At 44.6% G+C, this 19,278-nt stretch carries 17 protein-coding genes and 1 pseudogene; 15 read left to right on the top strand and 3 right to left on the bottom strand.

From position 1 onward, the window contains the following. From E0709_RS11170 to E0709_RS11160, 3 genes are all read left to right on the top strand, one after another. On the top strand, window positions 1-6,206 hold a 6,206-nt coding region (locus E0709_RS11170; protein ID WP_135107935.1), incomplete at its 5' end, for a beta strand repeat-containing protein. Window positions 6,207-6,370: 164 nt separating this feature from the next. Further along, window positions 6,371-6,598, top strand: coding sequence for a hypothetical protein (locus E0709_RS11165; protein ID WP_132302767.1), 228 nt, complete (start codon window positions 6,371-6,373; stop codon window positions 6,596-6,598). Further along, window positions 6,598-7,014, top strand: a complete 417-nt coding sequence (locus tag E0709_RS11160; protein WP_132302768.1) for a type II toxin-antitoxin system VapC family toxin — start codon at window positions 6,598-6,600, stop codon at window positions 7,012-7,014. The genes E0709_RS11165 and E0709_RS11160 overlap by 1 nt, the downstream gene beginning before the upstream one ends. A gap of 224 nt (window positions 7,015-7,238) precedes the next feature. On the opposite strand, the gene E0709_RS11155 is transcribed toward E0709_RS11160, so the two are convergent. Further along, the gene (locus E0709_RS11155; RefSeq protein ID WP_132302769.1) at window positions 7,239-7,778 is read right to left on the bottom strand and encodes a stationary phase growth adaptation protein; all 540 of its coding nucleotides are present in this window, start codon (window positions 7,776-7,778) and stop codon (window positions 7,239-7,241) included. A gap of 197 nt (window positions 7,779-7,975) precedes the next feature. On the opposite strand from E0709_RS11155, the gene E0709_RS11150 reads away from it, so the two are divergent. After that, the gene (locus E0709_RS11150; protein WP_132302770.1) at window positions 7,976-8,293 is read left to right on the top strand and encodes a BrnT family toxin; all 318 of its coding nucleotides are present in this window, start codon (window positions 7,976-7,978) and stop codon (window positions 8,291-8,293) included. Then, complete coding sequence (locus E0709_RS11145) at window positions 8,283-8,558, top strand: hypothetical protein (protein WP_132302771.1); 276 nt, start codon at window positions 8,283-8,285, stop codon at window positions 8,556-8,558. Before E0709_RS11150 ends, E0709_RS11145 begins: the two co-directional genes overlap by 11 nt. A 210-nt stretch (window positions 8,559-8,768) precedes the next feature. Here E0709_RS11145 and E0709_RS11140 read toward each other — a convergent pair whose 3' ends face one another. After that, on the bottom strand, window positions 8,769-9,350 hold the full coding sequence (locus tag E0709_RS11140) for a hypothetical protein (RefSeq protein WP_132302772.1): 582 nt from the start codon (window positions 9,348-9,350) through the stop codon (window positions 8,769-8,771). Between the two features lie 573 nt (window positions 9,351-9,923). Here E0709_RS11140 and E0709_RS12335 point away from each other — a divergent pair. From E0709_RS12335 to cgtA, 10 genes and pseudogenes are all read left to right on the top strand, one after another. After that, window positions 9,924-10,127 (top strand): hypothetical protein, encoded by a 204-nt coding sequence (locus E0709_RS12335; RefSeq protein ID WP_165867244.1) that lies wholly within the window; start codon window positions 9,924-9,926, stop codon window positions 10,125-10,127. Next, window positions 10,124-10,297, top strand: coding sequence for a PIN domain-containing protein (locus E0709_RS11130; RefSeq protein WP_243640873.1), 174 nt, complete (start codon window positions 10,124-10,126; stop codon window positions 10,295-10,297). Before E0709_RS12335 ends, E0709_RS11130 begins: the two co-directional genes overlap by 4 nt. Window positions 10,298-10,448: 151 nt before the next feature. Next, complete coding sequence (locus E0709_RS11125) at window positions 10,449-11,708, top strand: TolC family protein (RefSeq protein ID WP_132302774.1); 1,260 nt, start codon at window positions 10,449-10,451, stop codon at window positions 11,706-11,708. Window positions 11,709-11,711: 3 nt separating this feature from the next. Next, window positions 11,712-13,985: a type I secretion system permease/ATPase gene (locus E0709_RS11120; RefSeq protein ID WP_132302775.1), complete on the top strand. Its 2,274-nt coding sequence runs from the start codon at window positions 11,712-11,714 to the stop codon at window positions 13,983-13,985. Continuing rightward, on the top strand, window positions 13,986-15,371 hold the full coding sequence (locus E0709_RS11115; RefSeq protein ID WP_132302776.1) for an HlyD family type I secretion periplasmic adaptor subunit: 1,386 nt from the start codon (window positions 13,986-13,988) through the stop codon (window positions 15,369-15,371). A 23-nt stretch (window positions 15,372-15,394) separates the two neighbouring features. After that, window positions 15,395-15,600, top strand: a pseudogene (locus E0709_RS11110) (type II 3-dehydroquinate dehydratase); the annotation flags it as partial. A gap of 292 nt (window positions 15,601-15,892) precedes the next feature. Further along, a complete protein-coding gene (gene rplU / locus E0709_RS11105) occupies window positions 15,893-16,204 on the top strand; it encodes a 50S ribosomal protein L21 (protein WP_132302777.1) in 312 nt (103 codons plus the stop codon). A gap of 20 nt (window positions 16,205-16,224) precedes the next feature. Then, window positions 16,225-16,482 (top strand): 50S ribosomal protein L27, encoded by a 258-nt coding sequence (gene rpmA / locus E0709_RS11100; RefSeq protein ID WP_132302778.1) that lies wholly within the window; start codon window positions 16,225-16,227, stop codon window positions 16,480-16,482. A 112-nt stretch (window positions 16,483-16,594) separates the two neighbouring features. Then, window positions 16,595-17,518, top strand: coding sequence for a DMT family transporter (locus E0709_RS11095; RefSeq protein ID WP_132302779.1), 924 nt, complete (start codon window positions 16,595-16,597; stop codon window positions 17,516-17,518). Window positions 17,519-17,561: 43 nt separating this feature from the next. Further along, window positions 17,562-18,734, top strand: a complete 1,173-nt coding sequence (gene cgtA, locus E0709_RS11090; protein ID WP_132302780.1) for an Obg family GTPase CgtA — start codon at window positions 17,562-17,564, stop codon at window positions 18,732-18,734. Between the two features lie 58 nt (window positions 18,735-18,792). Here cgtA and bcp read toward each other — a convergent pair whose 3' ends face one another. After that, entirely contained in the window at window positions 18,793-19,263 is a 471-nt protein-coding gene (bcp, locus tag E0709_RS11085; protein WP_132302781.1) for a thioredoxin-dependent thiol peroxidase, read from the bottom strand. Between the last annotated feature and the right edge of the window lie 15 nt (window positions 19,264-19,278).

The following is a 19,278-nucleotide window of genomic DNA, read 5'->3' as shown; positions in this document are numbered from 1 at the left end:
TTCATGGATTGGCCGAAGATGGTCATTATTATGCCTATATGCCGGCTAATGGCGAGGCGGCGTCGGCGATTAACGTGTTAAATGAAAGCATGCTTGCCACTGAAGTCTTGGGCGGTGAACAACTTGTGTTACCTTGGTTGCCTTATTGGTTAGGCTCGACAACAGGTGCTACAGTAGGTGCGATCGTTGGTGGTATTGCTTTAGTGGGGGGCAGTATTGCTCTTGCTACCAGTGACGGTTCTAGTGGTGGTTCAAGCACACCAGCACCACAACCCGATCCACAACCTGAGCCGACCCCGACCAACACTGACCCGGTCGCTAATGATGACACAGCCAGCACCGCATACGGCACGCCATTACACAATATCAATGTGCTCGCCAACGACAGCGATGCAGACGGCGACAACTTAAGCGTCAGTGCAGTGAGCTTAACTAATCCAAGCCAAGGCACAGTAAGCGTCAATCCGGACGGTACTATCAACTTCACGCCAGCTGAGGGCGTAACCGGTGATGTACTTATCAACTACACCGTCAGTGATGGCAAAGGGGGTACGGATACCGCGACCTTAACAGTAACCGTGGGAGCCGCGCCGATACCTACGCCACCGACGCCAAACAACACTGACCCGGTCGCTAATGATGACACAGCCAGCACCGCATACGGCACGCCATTACACAATATCAATGTGCTCGCTAACGACAGCGATGCCGACGGTGACAGCTTAAGTGTCAGTGCAGTAACCTTAGCCAATCCAAACCAAGGCACAGTGAGCGTTAACCCAGATGGCACCATTAACTTCAAACCAGCAGACGGGGTAACCGGCGATGTGGTGATTAACTACACCGTGAGTGATGGTAAAGGGGGTACGGATACCGCGACCTTAACGGTAAGCGTAGGTGCAGCGCCGATACCTACACCGCCAGCACCTAACAACACTGACCCTGTTGCTAATGATGATACCGCCAGCACCGAATACGGCACAGCATTAAACAATATCAATGTATTGAGTAATGACACAGACGCAGACGGCGACAACTTAAGCGTCAGCGCAGTAACCTTAGCAAACCCAAGCCAAGGCACAGTAAGTGTTAACCCAGATGGCACGATTAACTTCAAACCAGCAGACGGGGTAACCGGCGATGTGGTGATTAACTACACCGTGAGTGATGGCAAAGGGGGTACGGATACCGCGACCTTAATGGTAACCGTGGGAGCCGCGCCGATACCTACGCCACCGACGCCAAACAATACTGACCCGGTCGCCAATGATGACACAGCTAATACAGCCTACGGCACGGCATTAAACAATATCAATGTATTGAGTAACGACAGCGATGCAGACGGCGACAACTTAAGCGTCAGTGCAGTGAGCTTAACTAATCCAAGCCAAGGCACAGTAAGCGTCAATCCGGACGGTACTATCAACTTCACGCCAGCTGAGGGCGTAACCGGTGATGTACTTATCAACTACACCGTCAGTGATGGCAAAGGGGGTACAGATACGGCGACCTTAACGGTAAGCGTGGGAGCCGCGCCGATACCTACGCCACCGACGCCAAACAATACTGACCCGGTCGCCAATGATGACACAGCTAATACAGCCTACGGCACAGCATTAAACAATATCAATGTATTGAGCAACGACACAGACGCAGACGGCGACAACTTAAGCGTCAGCGCAGTGAGCTTAACTAATCCAAGCCAAGGCACAGTAAGCGTTAACCCAGATGGCACCATTAACTTCAAACCAGCAGACGGGGTAACCGGCGATGTGGTGATTAACTACACCGTGAGTGATGGCAAAGGCGGCACAGATACCGCGACCTTAACGGTAAGCGTGGGAGCCGCGCCGATACCTACGCCACCAGCACCTAACAACACTGACCCAGTCGCCAATGATGATACAGCTAATACAGCATACGGCACGGCATTAAACAATATCAATGTATTGAGCAACGACACAGACGCAGACGGTGACAGCTTAAGCGTCAGCGCAGTGAGCTTAACTAATCCAAGCCAAGGCACAGTAAGCGTTAACCCAGATGGCACGATTAACTTTACGCCAGCAGACGGGGTAACCGGCGATGTGGTGATTAATTACACCGTAAGCGATGGTAAAGGGGGTACAGATACGGCGACCTTAACGGTGACAGTGGGTGCCGCGCCGATACCTACGCCACCAGCACCTAACAACACTGACCCAGTCGCCAATGATGATACAGCTAATACAGCATACGGCACGGCATTAAACAATATCAATGTATTGAGCAACGACACAGACGCAGACGGTGACAGCTTAAGCGTCAGCGCAGTGAGCTTAACTAATCCAAGCCAAGGCACAGTAAGCGTTAACCCAGATGGCACGATTAACTTTACGCCAGCAGACGGGGTAACCGGCGATGTGGTGATTAATTACACCGTAAGCGATGGTAAAGGGGGTACAGATACGGCGACCTTAACGGTGACAGTGGGTGCAGCGCCGATACCTACACCGCCAGCACCTAACAACACTGACCCTGTTGCTAATGATGATACCGCCAGCACCGAATACGGCACAGCATTAAACAATATCAATGTGCTCGCTAACGACAGCGATGCAGACGGCGACAACTTAAGTGTCAGCGCAGTGAGCTTAACTAATCCAAATCAAGGCACAGTGAGCGTCAATCCAGACGGCACGATTAACTTTACGCCAGCTGAGGGCGTAACCGGCGATGTGGTGATTAATTACACCGTGAGTGATGGCAAAGGCGGCACAGATACCGCGACCTTAACGGTAACCGTGGGAGCCGCGCCGATACCTACACCGCCAGCACCTAACAACACTGACCCGGTCGCTAATGATGACACAGCCAGCACCGCATACGGCACGCCATTACACAATATCAATGTGCTCGCTAACGACAGCGATGCCGACGGCGACAACTTAAGTGTCAGCGCAGTGAGCTTAACTAATCCAAGCCAAGGCACAGTAAGCGTTAACCCAGATGGCACGATTAACTTTACGCCAGCAGACGGGGTAACCGGCGATGTGGTGATTAACTACACCGTCAGTGATGGCAAAGGGGGTACGGATACCGCGACCTTAACGGTAAGCGTAGGTGCAGCGCCAGTTACGCCACCCGTCAACAACGCTCCAGTCGCCAATGACGACACCGCCAGTACCCAAGCAGGTCAAGCGGTGACCGTGAACGTCTTGACCAACGACAGCGACCCAGACGGTGATCAATTGACCGTCAGCGAAGCGACCTTAGCGGATCCAAGCCAAGGCACGTTGGTTAAAAATAGCGACGGTACACTGACCTTTACCCCAGCCACAGGCGTAACGGGTGATGTGGTGATTAACTACACTATTAGCGATGGCAACGGCGGCACAGACAGCTCCACCGTGACGGTTAATGTCAACGGCAAACCTGTTGCCAACGATGACAGTGCCAGCGCGCAAGCAGGTCAGCCCGTGACCATTGATGTGGTTGCCAACGACAGCGACCCAGACAACAACCCATTAACGGTAAGTGAAGCGACCTTATCTACGGCAGATGCAGGTAAAGGTAGTGTTAGCATTGTGGACAACAAAGTGGTGTTCACCCCAAATGCAGGGGTAACGGGCGATGTGGTGATTAACTACACCATTAGCGATGGCAAAGGCGGCACAGACACCGCCACCGTGACCGTAACCGTATCAGTGCCGCTCCCCCCAGCCCCGACCGCTACCCCATACCACGATAATGGAAGCGACCCAACTGACCCAACTGACGACATCATTGGCGTAATCGTTACTTTCCCTGACGACCTAAGCAATGTAGACAGCCTAACCCTAAGCTATACCAACAACAACGGTATTGACAAGTCCGAGTATACGCTGACCAAAAACCCAACAACAGGCGAGTGGGAATTGCCACAAGCAGCCAAAGATGCAGGCTTAACCTTGGGAACAGACGACCAAGACAATCCAACCGTTATCGTGCCGATTGAGCAGCTTATCCACGGGCAAACCGTGACGGCGTACACCAGCAATGATAGCGGTAATTCTGACAATGCCACAGGCAAGCCATACATCACCGACTACAAAGACCCACTGGATTTGAACCGTAAAAACATCTATGGCAAAGACGTAGACGAACGCATTCAGGCAGACGATCCAACTAATCCGACTGATGATGAAAAAGCCGATGCCATTGCCACCTTGAAACTTGCCAATGTCACCGATGCCGAAGTAACAGCTGCCTTAAACAACAGCGAACATCCGCCAGTGTGGAACGATACAGACAAAACGCTGAAAATCACCTACGCAGACGGCTCAAGCGATGTTATTCCTTATGCCGAATTGTTTAGTACCGAACCGCCGTACGTAGCCCCACCCGAAATGCGTCCTATGAACGAAGGCGATGTGCGGATTTACTTCCCTGAAACCAAGGTCAGCGTTAAACTCAGCTTTGAAGATGAAAGCGACAATCCTGTAACCATTTACGTCATCAACAACGCCGATGGTACATGGGCTGCCTACTACACTGAAAGTGTGGATGGGGAGGGCAATACAGAGTATAGCAACCCAGTGCCATCAAGCGTCTTAAACATTGGCGACGGCGACTACGCCACGCTTAACCGTGATGCCGTGAAAGATGACACAGAGGTAACTGCGGTTTCCTACAACCGAGCAGGAGACCAATCCGAATCTACCACTGTAATAACCCTGAGTGACGAACAAACCTACGACCCAACCAACCCAGACCAAACCATCACCCCACCAGAAAGCCTTGTGGATTACACCCCTGACAACATAGATGACTTGATTGCTGTTTGGAATACTGCGGGTATAAGTGGTGCGGTGACGACGTACAACGAAAGCGAACGAAACGCAAGCATACCGACAGAAAATGGAGAAGAGTATACGAACCTATCAAGAATAGAGATGAACGGCGGCTTGGACGAGACCGTCACCTACGTTATCCCAGGCAATATGCAAGCCAGTCAAGACACCAATGTGGCAGTCAAAGTTATCGGCGAAACCGCATTGGTGATTGGCGGTGGCATCTACGGCACAACCTACACCGCCGAATCGGGAACCCCAGCCTTGATAGATTTCAGCTATGGTCTTTCCCAAAATACTACGGGTAATAGTAGTATTGCGCGTACTGGGGTAGAGCTTAGCGGTGGAGCGGACTTGCTGTGGGTGGGCGGAACGAATGCCAACTACGACCTTTACTACAACGCCAGCACAGGCTACACCCTAGTCAAAGCAGGCGAAACACCCCCAGCGAATGCAGGGACAAAAGTTGAGTCATCAAGCACATCAAGCACTGGCGGCACAATCCGCCACGCCGAAATCCTGATGGACGGTATGATGAACACAGGTCTAGATCAGGAAACTGAAGCGATTAATGGCGATGACACCCTGATTGTATCAGGCATCAGCGACACAACCGCTGCCCAAGAAAGAACCAACGCAGCCATTTACAACAGCTTGATAACCCTAGGTAGTGGCAACGACACCATCATCACCACAGGCGGCACAGGGCAAACCGACTATTCAGGAATGATACTGGAATCCACGATTGTGGTGGTGAGTGTGAACGGTACGTATCCACAAGAGACTACTTATTGGACTCCTGCTGGGGACGAAATACCATATACATACCTAGGCGATAACACCATCATCACCACAGGCTTGCAAAACAGCGTGGTGGATTTAAGGGGTTATAAAGATGAAGACTATGACGGCGAGTATGAGAGTAACCCTGATACCGTCAATGACGATACCCTGAGTATTGAGTATGGCACGAACAACGGGGATTACAGCAGTACAGGCAACCAAATCCATATGGGTTATGGCATGGACACCTTGGAGTTTACAGGCAGCGGTCAGGAATACGAGCTAAGCAAACTCTCCAGCACCCCAATGTCGGTAGAAACCATTTCTATCACCGGCAGCGACAACACCGTAGTGGTGAAACTGAGCGACTTGGTGGACACAGGCACAGGCGAAATTCTGATTGACAGCGAAATCGGTCAAGCCGGCAGATACGTCATGCGAATCGGCGACACCAGCGACGGCGACGCAGGCAACCAGCTGAAACTAGACAGCGATTTTGCATACACAGGCTACGTGGAAGTCTCCAACAACAACCAAGAGTATTATGTGTACCAATCCCAAACATACAGCGACTTGTTTGTGTTTGTGGATAAGGATTTGGCGGTGATTTAATCAGGGGTCAGACGGCAGGGGTCAGACGGCAGGGTTGCGGTCTGATGCCTGTGGTTTGAACGCTGAAAAGGGAAAACCGCGGTGGGAAATCGCGGTTTTTTTGTTGAAAATCCACATTTGCTTATGCTACACTCAATTCATATCAAAGATAAAAGGGGAATGTCATGCAAATTAACCTAAACCCGCAACTTGAACAAATCATTGCCCATAATGCGAATCTACAAGGCATCAATACGCAGCAGTTAATGGAAAAAATTGTTGTAGAATATTTTCAACCAACCACGCTGTATGATTTAGCCATGAACTATCAAGGCGAAGATGTCGCTGAAATTGAGTTAGACTTACCACGTAACCCGCAATTTAGCCATGCTCGTCATCAAGATTTTGACTAATGTATTTATTAGATAGCAATATTATTGCAGAAATTCGCAAAATCAAATCAGGCAAAGCCAATACAGGCGTAGTGAACTGGATAAAACAGCGACCTATCACGCAACTTTATACCTGTGAAATTGTGATTATGGAAATATTGCGCGGGATTGCCTTAAAAAAACGCAAAGATCCCATGCAAGCTCAAAGTCTACAAAATTGGTTTGATCATTTTGTTTTGCCTACTTTTTCAGGCAGGATTTTAACCATAAATACGCAAACAAGCAGAATTTGTGCCACATTTCACACACCCAATCCACGCCCTGAAAATGATTGCTGGATTGCCGCAATTGCCAGTGCAAATAAACTCACTTTACTAACCCGTAACACCAAGGATTTTCAAGATTTACCCATTAGTATCATTAACCCATTTCAATAAGCTGTTTTTGCAAAACTGCGGTGGAAAATCGTGGTTTTTTATCACCACTTGCAAAAATTAGTCAACTTGGTTAAAATAGAAGAATAGAGTGCGACAGAGTACCGCAAGGTAGACACTCCGCAACCTTTATGGTCGAGGCAAAGTCCGGTAATGGCGTTTCTGGATACCCAACTTTTGGGCGAACCCTGCTAGATGCAAATTTAGCAGGGTTTGTTATTTTGGGTTTAACGATAAGGTTTCGGTAAAGACTTACCTTGTAATAGATTATGTGCTAGCTTAAAAAATCCCACGGGTTTTAACTTTTCCCATTTTTCAATAGGATAAGCACTAGAAATATGCAAGCGTAATTTTTTCTGAAAACGATACATTACAAACGCCACCTTATAAAATCGCTTAATTTGCTTCTCGTCCATAATTTCAATCGTGGCAAAATTATCATAGCCAGCAAACCCAATTTTAGCATTGGCAAGATTTTTAATAATATCAGGTAAATATTTAGAAAATTGATAACGTTCCACACAAAACGGACGTGCTTCTTTCTCGGCTACATACATCAACGCTTGTTTTTCCGCTTCACTTTGATGAGCATAAGCCTTAGTAAAACAGTGCATAGAATAGCTGACATAAAAACGATAAGTCATCGCTGTTTTTTGCCCCAAAGCAGGCTGAACATAATCCACAATATGTGCATTTAAATGCGATAAATCATAGTGACACCCATTTAACTGAAAGGGTGGAAAAGCACTTTGTTTATCAAGTTTCATGGGGGTAAAAACATGGTTAGGAATAATTGGGTATGGATTATAGCAGGTTAAGATTGAGTGAAAAACTGGATAAATGAAAGGTTTTTTCTGCCGTTTGAAACCTGTTGTCTGCCCCCTGATAGTGGCTTGAAAATACAAAATCAATCCATTATAATCAAACCACTAAGTATACTTTTAGCCCTGTGAGATACAACAAAATGGCGTATATTGAATATAATGATGTGATTTTTGAATGGGACGACAACAAAGCCCAAACCAATTTGCAAAAACACAAATTATCGTTTGAAACCGCACATTTTGCCTTTTTTGACCCCAATGCACTCACCAAACCGCATAAAATTGTAGACGGTGAACAACGTTTTAAAACCTTGGCACGCATTGAAAACAGCTTGATTGTGGTGTTTATTGTCCATTTGTACGAAAACCATCACCCCGGCGGTAAAGAATACATTCGCATTATTTCCGCTCGCCGAGCCGAAAGCAAAGAAGAGAAGGAGTATTACCATGCCTACTAAACCTACACTCACCCCAAAAATGCAAGCAGAATTAAATGCCTTGGCAAAATACCCCATAGATTTATCCGACCCCGATGCACCTGATGACGGCGACTGGCAAGGTGCAGTGCGTGGACAATTCAAATTCGCCCAAAAAATCCACAAGGCACACCACGGTGAAATAGAAGCATTTTTTGACCCCGATGTCATCAACCTTATTATTCAACACAACAACAGCCAAGACCGCCAACGTGCGAATAATGTGTTAAGAGCGGTGTTGGGGTAGGAAGTAAACCGCGGTGAAATGCTGTAATTTTTTGTGGGTTACACTTTCCCTTGCAAAAAAGGATTGATTTGTATTAAAATACAAACATCAACAAAACGTATAAGCAGAAATGGGATTTCCCAGCGTTTGCCCAACCTTTTGGTTACTCGCCCAAGTGCGGTTATAAAGCGGTTTCTGTACAAGCCCTATCAGCAATGGTGGGGCTTTGTTTTATTTAGGGCGTTTTATTTTCTTATTCGCTAGCGTATTATGTAGTAGTACAAAAAAAGAAATCGGCTTACGTCTAATTGGGCGTTGTCCTTGTTGATGTTTATATTGTTCATCTCTGGCATAAGCACTATTGATAAAAATATGCACATCATATTTTTTTGATTTCTTTAAAGAAAAATAGATTTCATAATCAATCATTGAACCGTCAAGTTGTTGCAAAGACACCGTCATAAACTTATCATCAGCAGACGTAAAATAGCATTTTTGCTTATCCATATTGCGTAAAATAGCAGGCAATTGTTGTGATAAATGATAACGTTGCATATCAAAAATGCGAGTTTCCTTGTCCGTAACATAATGCAGACTTTTATCATAATCAGCCAGCGTTTCACCCTTGTGAATATTCGGACTTTTGCTAAAACAATGATGACTAAACTCAATCACACAACGGTAAATTTTCTCCCCTAGTACTCCTTTCGCCGCTTGACGAAACACCCAATAAAACGCATTTAAATGCGATAAATCATAGTGACACCCATTTAACTGAAAGGGTGGAAAAGCACTTTGTTTATCAAGTTTCATGGGGGTAAAAACATAGTTAGGAATAATTGGGTATGGATTATAGCAGTTTAAGATGGAGGGAAAAACTGGATAAATGAAAGGAGTGTGAGATTTTCATCAGCGACTGGCTACGCAACCGCAATACGCTAGAATATATCGGCATTTGGGAGCAACTGAACAACCCCAATTTTAATTATGGCGAATTCGCCACAATTAAAAGTTAATCAAAAGTTTAGAAACCCAAAACGTCTTATTGATTGAACAAAACATCAACCAACAACAACGTTTACTTATCCTAAACCGCCTAGCCATTTCACAAATGAATTCTTTATTAAAAACTAAGGCAGTTAGAGAATTGAAAAAGCGTGAGTAGTAATGTGTTAAGGGAAGTGTTGGGGTAGGTTGATAAAAACCGTAGCCTGAAAGAGTGGCGGTTTTTTTGCTGTCTGAAACCTGTCATGTGAACCCTGATAACGGCTTGAAAATCCACATTTGCTTATACTACACTAATCCCAACGGCTAAATTTAAGGGCATTATCCATCAAAACCCCAGCATTTTAGGAGATGGTTTAACCATTCAGAGAGCCTTGCGTGATGAGTGGGATTAAATATTTACTGGATACCTGCTTTGTGATTCAATGGCACGCCCACAATCGGCAAATTTTTGAGATAATCAAGTGGTATCATTTGCGAGCAGATGAATGTGCTTACAGCGACATTGCTTATGCCGAAGTGTTTGGTTTTCAAGGGATTACAGACAAAGCGGAACGAGAGCTTCATTTTTGCTGTCCGATTTGACTTGTCTTGATGTCAGCAAAACCGTGATTAACCATTGCATACAAATCCGCAGACGCCACAAAATCAAACTGCCCGATGCCCTAATTCTCGCCACTGCCAAAGTACATGGGTTGCAACTGCTAACTTTGGACGAAAAACTGCAACGCATTTATGAACGTGAGAGAGATTGATTGGTAAAACTGCGGTGAAATTTACGCCTATTTTATCTACTTTTAGGTTTTTATAGAATGAAATATTGTTTTTTATTTTTAATCTCGTAGAATGACTGGCGTTAGGGTCTGTTGACCTTTTATTTTTGATTAATTAGAACGTAATTTTTATATGAAAACATTGATGAAATCTTGCTTTGCGTTGTTGGTTGCGGCGGTGAGTTTGCCGAGTGTGGCACAACAAGGTGGTTTGAAAGAAATTATGCAAGCGGCGATGAAAGGCGACCCGCTTATTCAGGAAGCCAAAGCCAATATTGATATTGCCAATACACAGGTGAAAATTTCTCAAGCGGGGCATTGGCCCGTGGTCGGCGTTGCCACCAAACAAAAAATGGCGAGCCGTTATAATGATCATTATACTCGCAGTAATACCAGTCATAACACCCTACAAGCCAGCGTGAATTTATATTCTTGGGGAGAAATTTCCAATTCCGTGGAGCGGGATAAACAAGGTCAACGCTATGCGGAACACAAATATGACGAAACCCGTGAGCAATTAGGGCGTGAAGTGGGGCAAATTTATTTAAATGCTTTGCGCGCCAAAGAATATATTGCGGTGTATCAAGAAAGTATGCAGTCTTACGCCAAGATTTTAAATGAATTAAAGGTGATTGCCTCCCATGACCCAGGGCGTGAATCCGAAACCGTGGAAGCGGAATCCCGTTATTTGCAAGCCCAATCTAATTTGGTGGGGCAACAGCGTATTTTGGAAACCTCACTGAGCCAATTAAGCCGTTATACGGGCTATCAGCTCAATCCTGCGCAATTAAGCGATCCTTTCGCCAATATTACCCCTGAGATTTTAAAAGCCAAATACACCTCAACGCTGGAGCAACAAAATCCCAGTTATTTAGCCCAACAAGCGGAAATGCAGCGGGCACAAGCACAACAAAAAGCCTCCAAAGCCAAGCGTTTACCGTCCATTAATTTGGTGGCAGAAACCGATCGTCATGGTGGTTATGAAGCCAGTGTGAATGTGTCGTGGAATTTCTTTGACCCTGCCACTTATTATTCGGGCGTGCAAGATTTGTATTCTGTGGAAGCGGCGAAAGCCAAAATGACGGAAATTGGACGTTCTATGCAGGAAAATTCGCAAACAGCGGAAATCAGTATGCAGCAAAGTTTGAATTATTTAAAAGTGTCTGCTCAACAAATTCAGTCGCAACGCAATGTGGTGGTGATTTATCAAGATCAATTTCAAATTTCACGCCGTTCGTTAATTGATGTGCTGGATGCGCATCAAACGCTGTCGAATGTGCAAATATCCCAAGCCGCTGCCAAAGGCGATTATCGTGAGGCGGTGTTAGCCTATTTAGTGGCTCAAGCTCAGTTGTCTAACTGGGCTGGCGTGGTGAGCTTAAAAGGATTATAAAACATGAAAAACATTGTAGAAAGTTTGGAGCTCATCAGTAAGCTACATGGTGCGCCCATTGCCAAAGAAACCTTGGCAGCCCAAACCGTGCGGGATCGCAATAATAAGTTAAATCTGGCATCACTGGTGGACGTGTTGCGTGTGCATGGTTTTGAAAATAAATTATCGCAACGCCCCTTGGCGGAAATTCCCAGTCTTTCTGTGCCGTTAGTGGTGATTTTGAAAAACGAAGAAGCCGCTGTCATTACCAAAATTGAAGGCTATAAAAATCAACGAGTGTACACCATTCGCCAAAGTGACGGCTTGGAGCAAAAAATTGAAGCCGCTCAACTAGATAGCCAATATCTCGGCTATTGTTGGTTTATTAAACCGAAAGTGGAAGCGGATATTCGTTCCGAATTGCCTGAATATCAATTAGGTAAGGCGTGGTTTTGGAAAGTCATTTGGCGGTTTAAATCCTATTATTATCAAGTGATTTTGGCGACTTTTGTGATCAACTTTTTAGCCTTGGTCAGCTCGTTATATGTGATGAATGTGTATGACCGAGTGATCCCCAATAAAAGCTATGAAACCCTGTGGGTGTTGAGTATTGGGGTGATTTTGGCGATTTTATTTGAGTTTTCTGCCAAAATGATTCGGGGGCATTTAACCGATATTGCAGGCAAAAAAGCGGATTTAATTATTAGCTCGGCACTGTTTCGCCGAGTGATGTCCTTGAAAATGACGGACAAACCTGCTTCATCAGGATCTTATGCGAATAACTTGCGGGATTTTGAATCCGTGCGAGAGTTTATGACCAGTGCCAGCTTGCTCACCTTGGTGGACTTGCCGTTTATTTTGCTGTTTGTGTTTGTGATGACCTTAATTGCAGGCAAACTGGCGATTGTGCCGTTGATTATTATTCCGCTAGTGATTTTAGTGGGGGCATCGGTGCAACCCTTGCTTTCTCGGTTTATTAACGAATCCATGCGAGAAAGTTCGCAACGTCAAGGCTTAGCCGTGGAAGCAGTGGAGGGTATTGAAACCTTAAAAACCAATAACGCCACCAACTGGGCGTTGCAACGTTGGGATTTTTATACGGCAAAAACTGCCAAATCGCAAACCAAAAGTAAGGATTTAAGCAATTTTGTGGTGCATTTTTCCACCGCATTGCAACAGTTAAATACGGTATTTTTGGTGTTATACGGCACTTATTTAATCCACAGCGAAAACGAGTTAGAACGGATCACCATGGGGGCATTGATTGCCTGTGTGATTTTATCAGGACGAGCGCTTGCCCCATTGGGACAAATCGCAGGGCTTGCTACCCGTTTTCAATCTGCCCGTTTAGCCTTCAAAGGGGTCGATGATATTGTCAAACGCCCTATTGAACGGGACGAAAATCGCAAGTATATCACCTTAGACTCCGTGCAAGGACAAATTGAATTTAACGGCGTGGGCTTTAAATACACCAAAGAGTCGCCGCCAGCGTTAAATAATGTGAATATTTTAATTCGCCCTGGGGAAAAAGTCGCCATTCTGGGACGGATTGGCAGTGGCAAAACCACCTTGTTAAACCTAGCTTCAGGCTTATATGAAGCCAGTCAAGGCAATGTGACCTTAGACGGCGTGGATGTGCGTCAGTTAGAGCCGAATTATTTGCGTAGTCAAGTGACCATGCTCGGGCAATCGCCACGCTTGTTTTTAGGCACGCTACGGGAAAACATGAATATTGCCATGACCGACAGTTTCACCACCGATCAGCAATTACTCGCCGCCCTGCAACGTTTCGGCTTGGATCGCTTAATCAAAGGGCATCCACGGGGATTGGACATGCCATTGGGGGAAAACGGTCAGGGGCTGTCAGGCGGACAAAAACAAGTGGTGGCGTTATCTCGCTTAACCTTGAAAGATCCGAGAGTGGTGTTGCTAGATGAGCCCACTAACAGCTTAGACCAAGGCACGGAAGATCAGGTGTTAAATGCCCTTGCCCAATGGGTTCGCAACCGCACCCTGATTGTGGTCACCCATCGCACCCAAGTGTTGAAAATTGTGGATCGAGTGATTGTGGTAGACAATGGGGCAGTGGTAATGGACGGCCCGAGAGAAGCGGTGTTGCAACGTTTACAACAAAATCAGCAACAGCAACAACAAGCTCAAGGCAATCCGCCACAAGGCAAGGCAGGGCAAAATCCGCCCACTGCCAACAAGCCCACCACCGTGGTAAAAACCCCACAAGTGCAAATACAACAAGGAAAATCGGCAGGAACACAACCGACCAGTGGACAGGATAAGTAAATGAGCAAAGAAAACCCAACGCCCCCAGAAAATCAAACGGGGCAAGACAACAATCAGGCAAAGGCTAACTTGGCGAAACCCAATCAAGAAAAGGTTAATCAAGAAAAGGCTAATCAAGAAAAAGTCAATCCGCAAAATGTGAAGCAAGTGGTGGTGCAAGCTCCCCCACCAGTGGAAAAAGTCAAAAATGCCGATTTAGCCTTGATTAACGATTTGCATGCTGCCTTACAAACCGAAAAACATCATCGCTCTTTTGCCATGATTATTTTGCTGTTTGTGTTAGGCGTGGTGTTTTTGGTTTGGTCTTACAACAGCCCCTTGGAAGAAGTCACCCGTGGACAAGGCAGCGTGATTCCCTCTAGCCGTGATCAAATTGTGCAAAGTTTAGATCCAGGCATTATCAGTGAAATGAAAGTCAAAGAAGGGGAAATTGTGGAGAAAGGGCAAGTGTTACTCAGCCTTGACGACACCCGAAGTTTGGCGATTTTGCGTGAAATTGATGCCAAAATTCACACGCTTCAAGCCACCATTGCTCGTTTGCAAGCGGAAGCCTATGATCGCCCGTTAGTTTTCCCCGAAGGCACAGATCAAGAGCTTATCGACAGCGAAACTGCCGCCTACCAAACTCGCCGCCGTGCTTTAGAAGAAGCCATTCAAGGTTTTGAAGAAAGCAAAGCCGTGCTAGATCGGGAAATTGGTATTACTGAACCCATGGTTAGACGTGGCGTAATGCCTGAAGTGGAATTGTTGCGTATGCGTCGTCAATCCATTGATTTAGCCAGCCAAATTAGCGAAAGACGTAACCGCTACGCCACCGATGCCAACAATGAATTGGTTACCAAAGAATCCGAGTTGGCACAAGCCCGTGAAAACCGTGTGATGCGTGCCGACCCCGTGGAACGTTCACAAATTCGTGCGCCGTTGCGTGGTATTGTGAAAAATATCCAAATTAACACCATTGGTGGGGTGGTTTCTGCAGGACAAACCATTTTGGAAATTGTGCCGTTGGACGAAAAATTGTTAGTGCAAGTTTACATTCAACCGAAAGACGTGGCATTTATCCGCCCAGGGCAAGAAGCCATGGTGAAAATCAGTGCCTATGACTACGCCATTTACGGCGGTTTAGAAGGCACGGTGACACTCATCAGCCCAGACACGTTACAAGACGATCGCCGCCCAAGTGAGTTAAAATTAAACCCTGATCAATCCTATTATCGGATTTTAATTGAAACCACCAAAAACAACATCACCGATCGCAACGGCGAATTAATGGAAATCACCCCCGGCATGACGGCAACCGCCGACATTCGCACGGGCAAGAAAACCGTCTTTGAATACTTAATCAAGCCAATCACTCGCTTAAAACAAGCGATGCAAGAACGTTAAGTGAAAGGAAAAAGGGGAAATTAATGTCAAATTCTACCCATATTTTGTTGTTAAACGGCCCAAACCTAAACATGCTTGGGGCAAGAGAACCCAAGCATTATGGCTCACTTTCCCTTGCCCAAATTGAGCAAAATTTACAGCAAATTGCCCAAAACCGCGGTGTAAATTTAGATTGTTTTCAAAGCAATAGCGAAAAAAATTGATTGATAAAATTCATCAGAATCTTCAAGGTGACTGGCAAACATCACCATATGCGATATGTCTAACACTTTATCAAATCGTGCCTTATACACCGTCCTGTCCTAAAGGGTAGTGTTGTACGGGCATGATTTGATAAAAAATGAAGTATCCATACGCCCTAATCTTGGATTTAAATCCCAATTCCAACTTTTTTCATTTTATTGCAAATTAACACTTGCCAATTGAGAGAAATTTCCGTAGAATTTGCGACCTATTTATATGATTTTAATGTGCTAAAAATGAACTAAACATTATTTAAGCACAAATTTAGCGGAGTATTTATGTACGCAGTTTTCCAAAGTGGCGGCAAACAACACCGAGTAAGCGAAGGTCAAGTTGTTCGTTTAGAAAAACTTGAACTTGAAGTTGGCTCAAATATTGAGTTTGATTCAGTGTTAATGGTCGTTAATGGTGAAGATATTAAAATTGGTGCCCCAGTTATTACTGGTGCGAAAGTGGTAGCTGAAGTGGTGGCACAAGGTCGTGGCGATAAAATTAAAATCGTTAAATTCCGTCGCCGTAAACACAGTCGTAAACAACAAGGTCATCGTCAGTGGTTCACCGAAGTGAAAATCACTGGGATTTCAGCATAATTTCAGAGGAGTTATAGAAGATGGCAACTAAAAAAGCGGGTGGTTCAACTCGTAACGGTCGTGATTCTGAAGCTAAACGCCTTGGTGTAAAACGCTTTGGCGGTGAGTCAGTATTAGCTGGTAGCATTATCGTTCGTCAACGTGGTACAAAATTCCACGCAGGTTCAAATGTAGGTATAGGTAGAGACCATACTTTATTTGCAACTGCTGATGGTAAAGTGAAATTTGAAGTAAAAGGCGATAAAAGCCGTAAATACGTCAGTATCGTCGCTGAATAATTTTAAGCCAACGAATTGAAACGCCCTACTAGAAAAAATAGTAGGGCGTTTTTATATTTTTTAACGTAATATAGGCAATTAAACCACGAGAATCAATCATAAGGAATGTAATATGCAACAAAATCCTGTTCTTGGTTTTTTCTTAGCGCTAACAGCCGCCATGGCATGGGGATCGTTACCCATTGCTTTAAAAAAAGTAACCGCAACCGTCAGTGTGGAAACCATCGTATTTTATCGCTTTATGGTAGCAACAAGTATTTTATTGGTGATCTTAGCATGGCAAAAGAAATTACCGAAATTATCACAATTTAATCCCAGAATATTAATTTTGGTTGTTATGGGTGTCATTGGCTTGGCGGGCAATTTCTTTATGTATAATTCGTCGCTAAATTATGTGGAACCCTTGATCGCTCAGGTGTTCAGCCCAGTATCCTCGTTTGGCATGATGTTAGTTGGTATTTTTTTATTTAAAGAGCAATTAGGTCTTCATCAAAAAATGGGATTAGTGTTGTTGATTGTAGGATTAGGTTTATTTTTTAATGATCGCTTTGCGTTGTTTTTAAATTTAAATATCTATTCAATTGGCGTTATTTTAGGTTTTAGTGCCGCAGTAATTTGGGTATTGTATGGATTAGCTCAAAAAATACTGATTCGCTTTTTTACCACCCAACAAATTTTACTTTTAATGTATTTGGGTTGTGTATTGGTATTTATGCCGATGTCTGATTATAAACAGTTTGATGATTTAAGCCCTTTTGCATGGGGATGTTTTATTTATTGCTGTTTAAATACACCGATTGCCTACGGTGCCTATGCGGAAGCCTTAAATCAATGGGAAGTGTCTAAAGTGAGTGTCGTGGTAACGGTAGGCCCATTATTTACCCTATTGTTTAGCCATTTAATTTATATGCTTGATCCAACGGATTTTGCTTATCCTGAATTTAATACACTAAGTTATATTGGGGCATTTGTGTCAGTATTTGGGGCAATGTTGGCGGCTATAGGACATAAATTATTTCACAAAAAAGCCCCTTAATTGTTCAATAGGTCAGATGTAGTTGTGTTATGGAGAAGAGAGAATGAAATTTATTGATGAAGCCTTAATTCGAGTTGAAGCAGGCGACGGTGGTAATGGTTGTGTCAGTTTCCGCCGTGAAAAATTTATCCCGAAAGGTGGACCAGACGGTGGTGATGGTGGTGATGGTGGTGACGTGTATTTAATTGCTGATGAGAACCTAAATACCTTGATTGATTACCGATTTGAAAAACGTTTTGCGGCAGAACGTGGTGAAAATGGACGTAGTTCCGATTGCACAGGTAAACGTGGCAAAGATATTACCTTGCGTGTACCAGTAGGAACCAGAGCCATTGATAATGATACCAAGGAAACTTTAGGCGATCTGACTAAACATGGTGCCAAAATGCTGGTCGCCAAAGGGGGTTATCATGGTTTGGGTAATACGCGTTTTAAATCCTCCGTGAATCGAGCACCACGTCAAAAGACCATGGGAACGCCCGGGGAAAAACGAGATTTACAGCTTGAATTAATGTTATTAGCGGATGTGGGTATGCTCGGTTTACCAAATGCTGGAAAATCGACCTTTATTCGTGCCATTTCTGCGGCGAAGCCTAAAGTTGCTGATTACCCATTTACCACTTTAGTACCCAGTTTAGGCGTTGCTCGTATCGGTTCTGACCGTAGCTTTGTGGTGGCAGATATTCCCGGCTTAATTGAACATGCATCCGAGGGGGCAGGGTTAGGTATTCGTTTCTTGAAACACTTAGAACGTTGTCGAGTATTGATTCATTTGGTTGATATTGCACCCATTGATCAAAGTGATCCAGCCGATAATATTGCGATTATTGAAAATGAATTATTCCAATACAGTGAAAAATTAGCCGATAAACCACGTTGGTTAGTGTTTAATAAAATTGATACGATGTCCGAAGATGAAGCCCAACAATTAGCTAAAGAGATTACTGAACGCCTTGGCTATGAAGAAGATTATTTCTTAATTTCCGCCGTCACAGGCAAAAACGTGTCTGATTTAACCCGTGAAATTATGGACTTCATTGAAGCTAACCCAAGAGAAGTGGAAGAAGAAAATACACCAACTGATGAAGTGAAATTTAAATGGGATGATTATCATCAAGAAGCGATGCAAAATGCAGTGGAAGATGACGATGATGATTTCTGGGACGATTGGTCTGAAGAAGACGATGAGGGTGTAGAGATTATTTACGAACGCTAATTGAAGTGCGGTGAAAAATAGAAACTTTTTCACCGCACTTGCATCCTATCAGTCGGATTTATTGATCAGCCAGTAAATAATCCAATACCACTTGATGATGCTCGCCTGATTTGAATTTATCAAATACCTGTTCAATCACCCCTTGCTCATTAATTAAAAAGCTGATGCGGTGAATACCATGATAGGTTTTTCCCATAAATTTCTTTTCTCCCCATACACCAAATTCTTCGGCAATTTGATGCTCGGGATCGGATAACAGATCAAAATTCAGTTCTTTTTTTTCTACAAATTGTGCTAATTTTTTCGGTTTATCCGGGCTAATACCAAGAATAACAACGCCTAACTGGTCTAGCGCCGTTTTGGCATCGCGTAAACCGCAAGCTTGTGCAGTACAACCCGGCGTTAATGCTTTAGGATAAAAGTAAACCAGTACTTTTCGACCTTGAAAATCTTTCAAACAAACTTGCTGATCATGCTGATTGAGTAAGCAAAATTGTGGCGCAATGGCACCGATTTTTAATAGATCCATCAGTAAATTCCTTAT

The sequence above is a fragment of the Lonepinella koalarum genome (assembly GCF_004565475.1).
Taxonomy (GTDB): domain Bacteria; phylum Pseudomonadota; class Gammaproteobacteria; order Enterobacterales; family Pasteurellaceae; genus Lonepinella; species Lonepinella koalarum.
This window is presented reverse-complemented; position numbering and strand designations above follow the sequence as displayed.

Coding starts and splice junctions, on each gene's coding strand:
- E0709_RS11165 (WP_132302767.1), top strand. CDS start 6,371: ATGCAAATTAACCTAAACCCGCAACTTGAACAAATCATTGCCCATAAT.
- E0709_RS11160 (WP_132302768.1), top strand. CDS start 6,598: ATGTATTTATTAGATAGCAATATTATTGCAGAAATTCGCAAAATCAAA.
- E0709_RS11155 (WP_132302769.1), bottom strand. CDS start 7,778: ATGAAACTTGATAAACAAAGTGCTTTTCCACCCTTTCAGTTAAATGGG.
- E0709_RS11150 (WP_132302770.1), top strand. CDS start 7,976: ATGGCGTATATTGAATATAATGATGTGATTTTTGAATGGGACGACAAC.
- E0709_RS11145 (WP_132302771.1), top strand. CDS start 8,283: ATGCCTACTAAACCTACACTCACCCCAAAAATGCAAGCAGAATTAAAT.
- E0709_RS11140 (WP_132302772.1), bottom strand. CDS start 9,350: ATGAAACTTGATAAACAAAGTGCTTTTCCACCCTTTCAGTTAAATGGG.
- E0709_RS12335 (WP_165867244.1), top strand. CDS start 9,924: ATGAGTGGGATTAAATATTTACTGGATACCTGCTTTGTGATTCAATGG.
- E0709_RS11125 (WP_132302774.1), top strand. CDS start 10,449: ATGAAAACATTGATGAAATCTTGCTTTGCGTTGTTGGTTGCGGCGGTG.
- E0709_RS11120 (WP_132302775.1), top strand. CDS start 11,712: ATGAAAAACATTGTAGAAAGTTTGGAGCTCATCAGTAAGCTACATGGT.
- E0709_RS11115 (WP_132302776.1), top strand. CDS start 13,986: ATGAGCAAAGAAAACCCAACGCCCCCAGAAAATCAAACGGGGCAAGAC.
- rplU (WP_132302777.1), top strand. CDS start 15,893: ATGTACGCAGTTTTCCAAAGTGGCGGCAAACAACACCGAGTAAGCGAA.
- rpmA (WP_132302778.1), top strand. CDS start 16,225: ATGGCAACTAAAAAAGCGGGTGGTTCAACTCGTAACGGTCGTGATTCT.
- E0709_RS11095 (WP_132302779.1), top strand. CDS start 16,595: ATGCAACAAAATCCTGTTCTTGGTTTTTTCTTAGCGCTAACAGCCGCC.
- cgtA (WP_132302780.1), top strand. CDS start 17,562: ATGAAATTTATTGATGAAGCCTTAATTCGAGTTGAAGCAGGCGACGGT.
- bcp (WP_132302781.1), bottom strand. CDS start 19,263: ATGGATCTATTAAAAATCGGTGCCATTGCGCCACAATTTTGCTTACTC.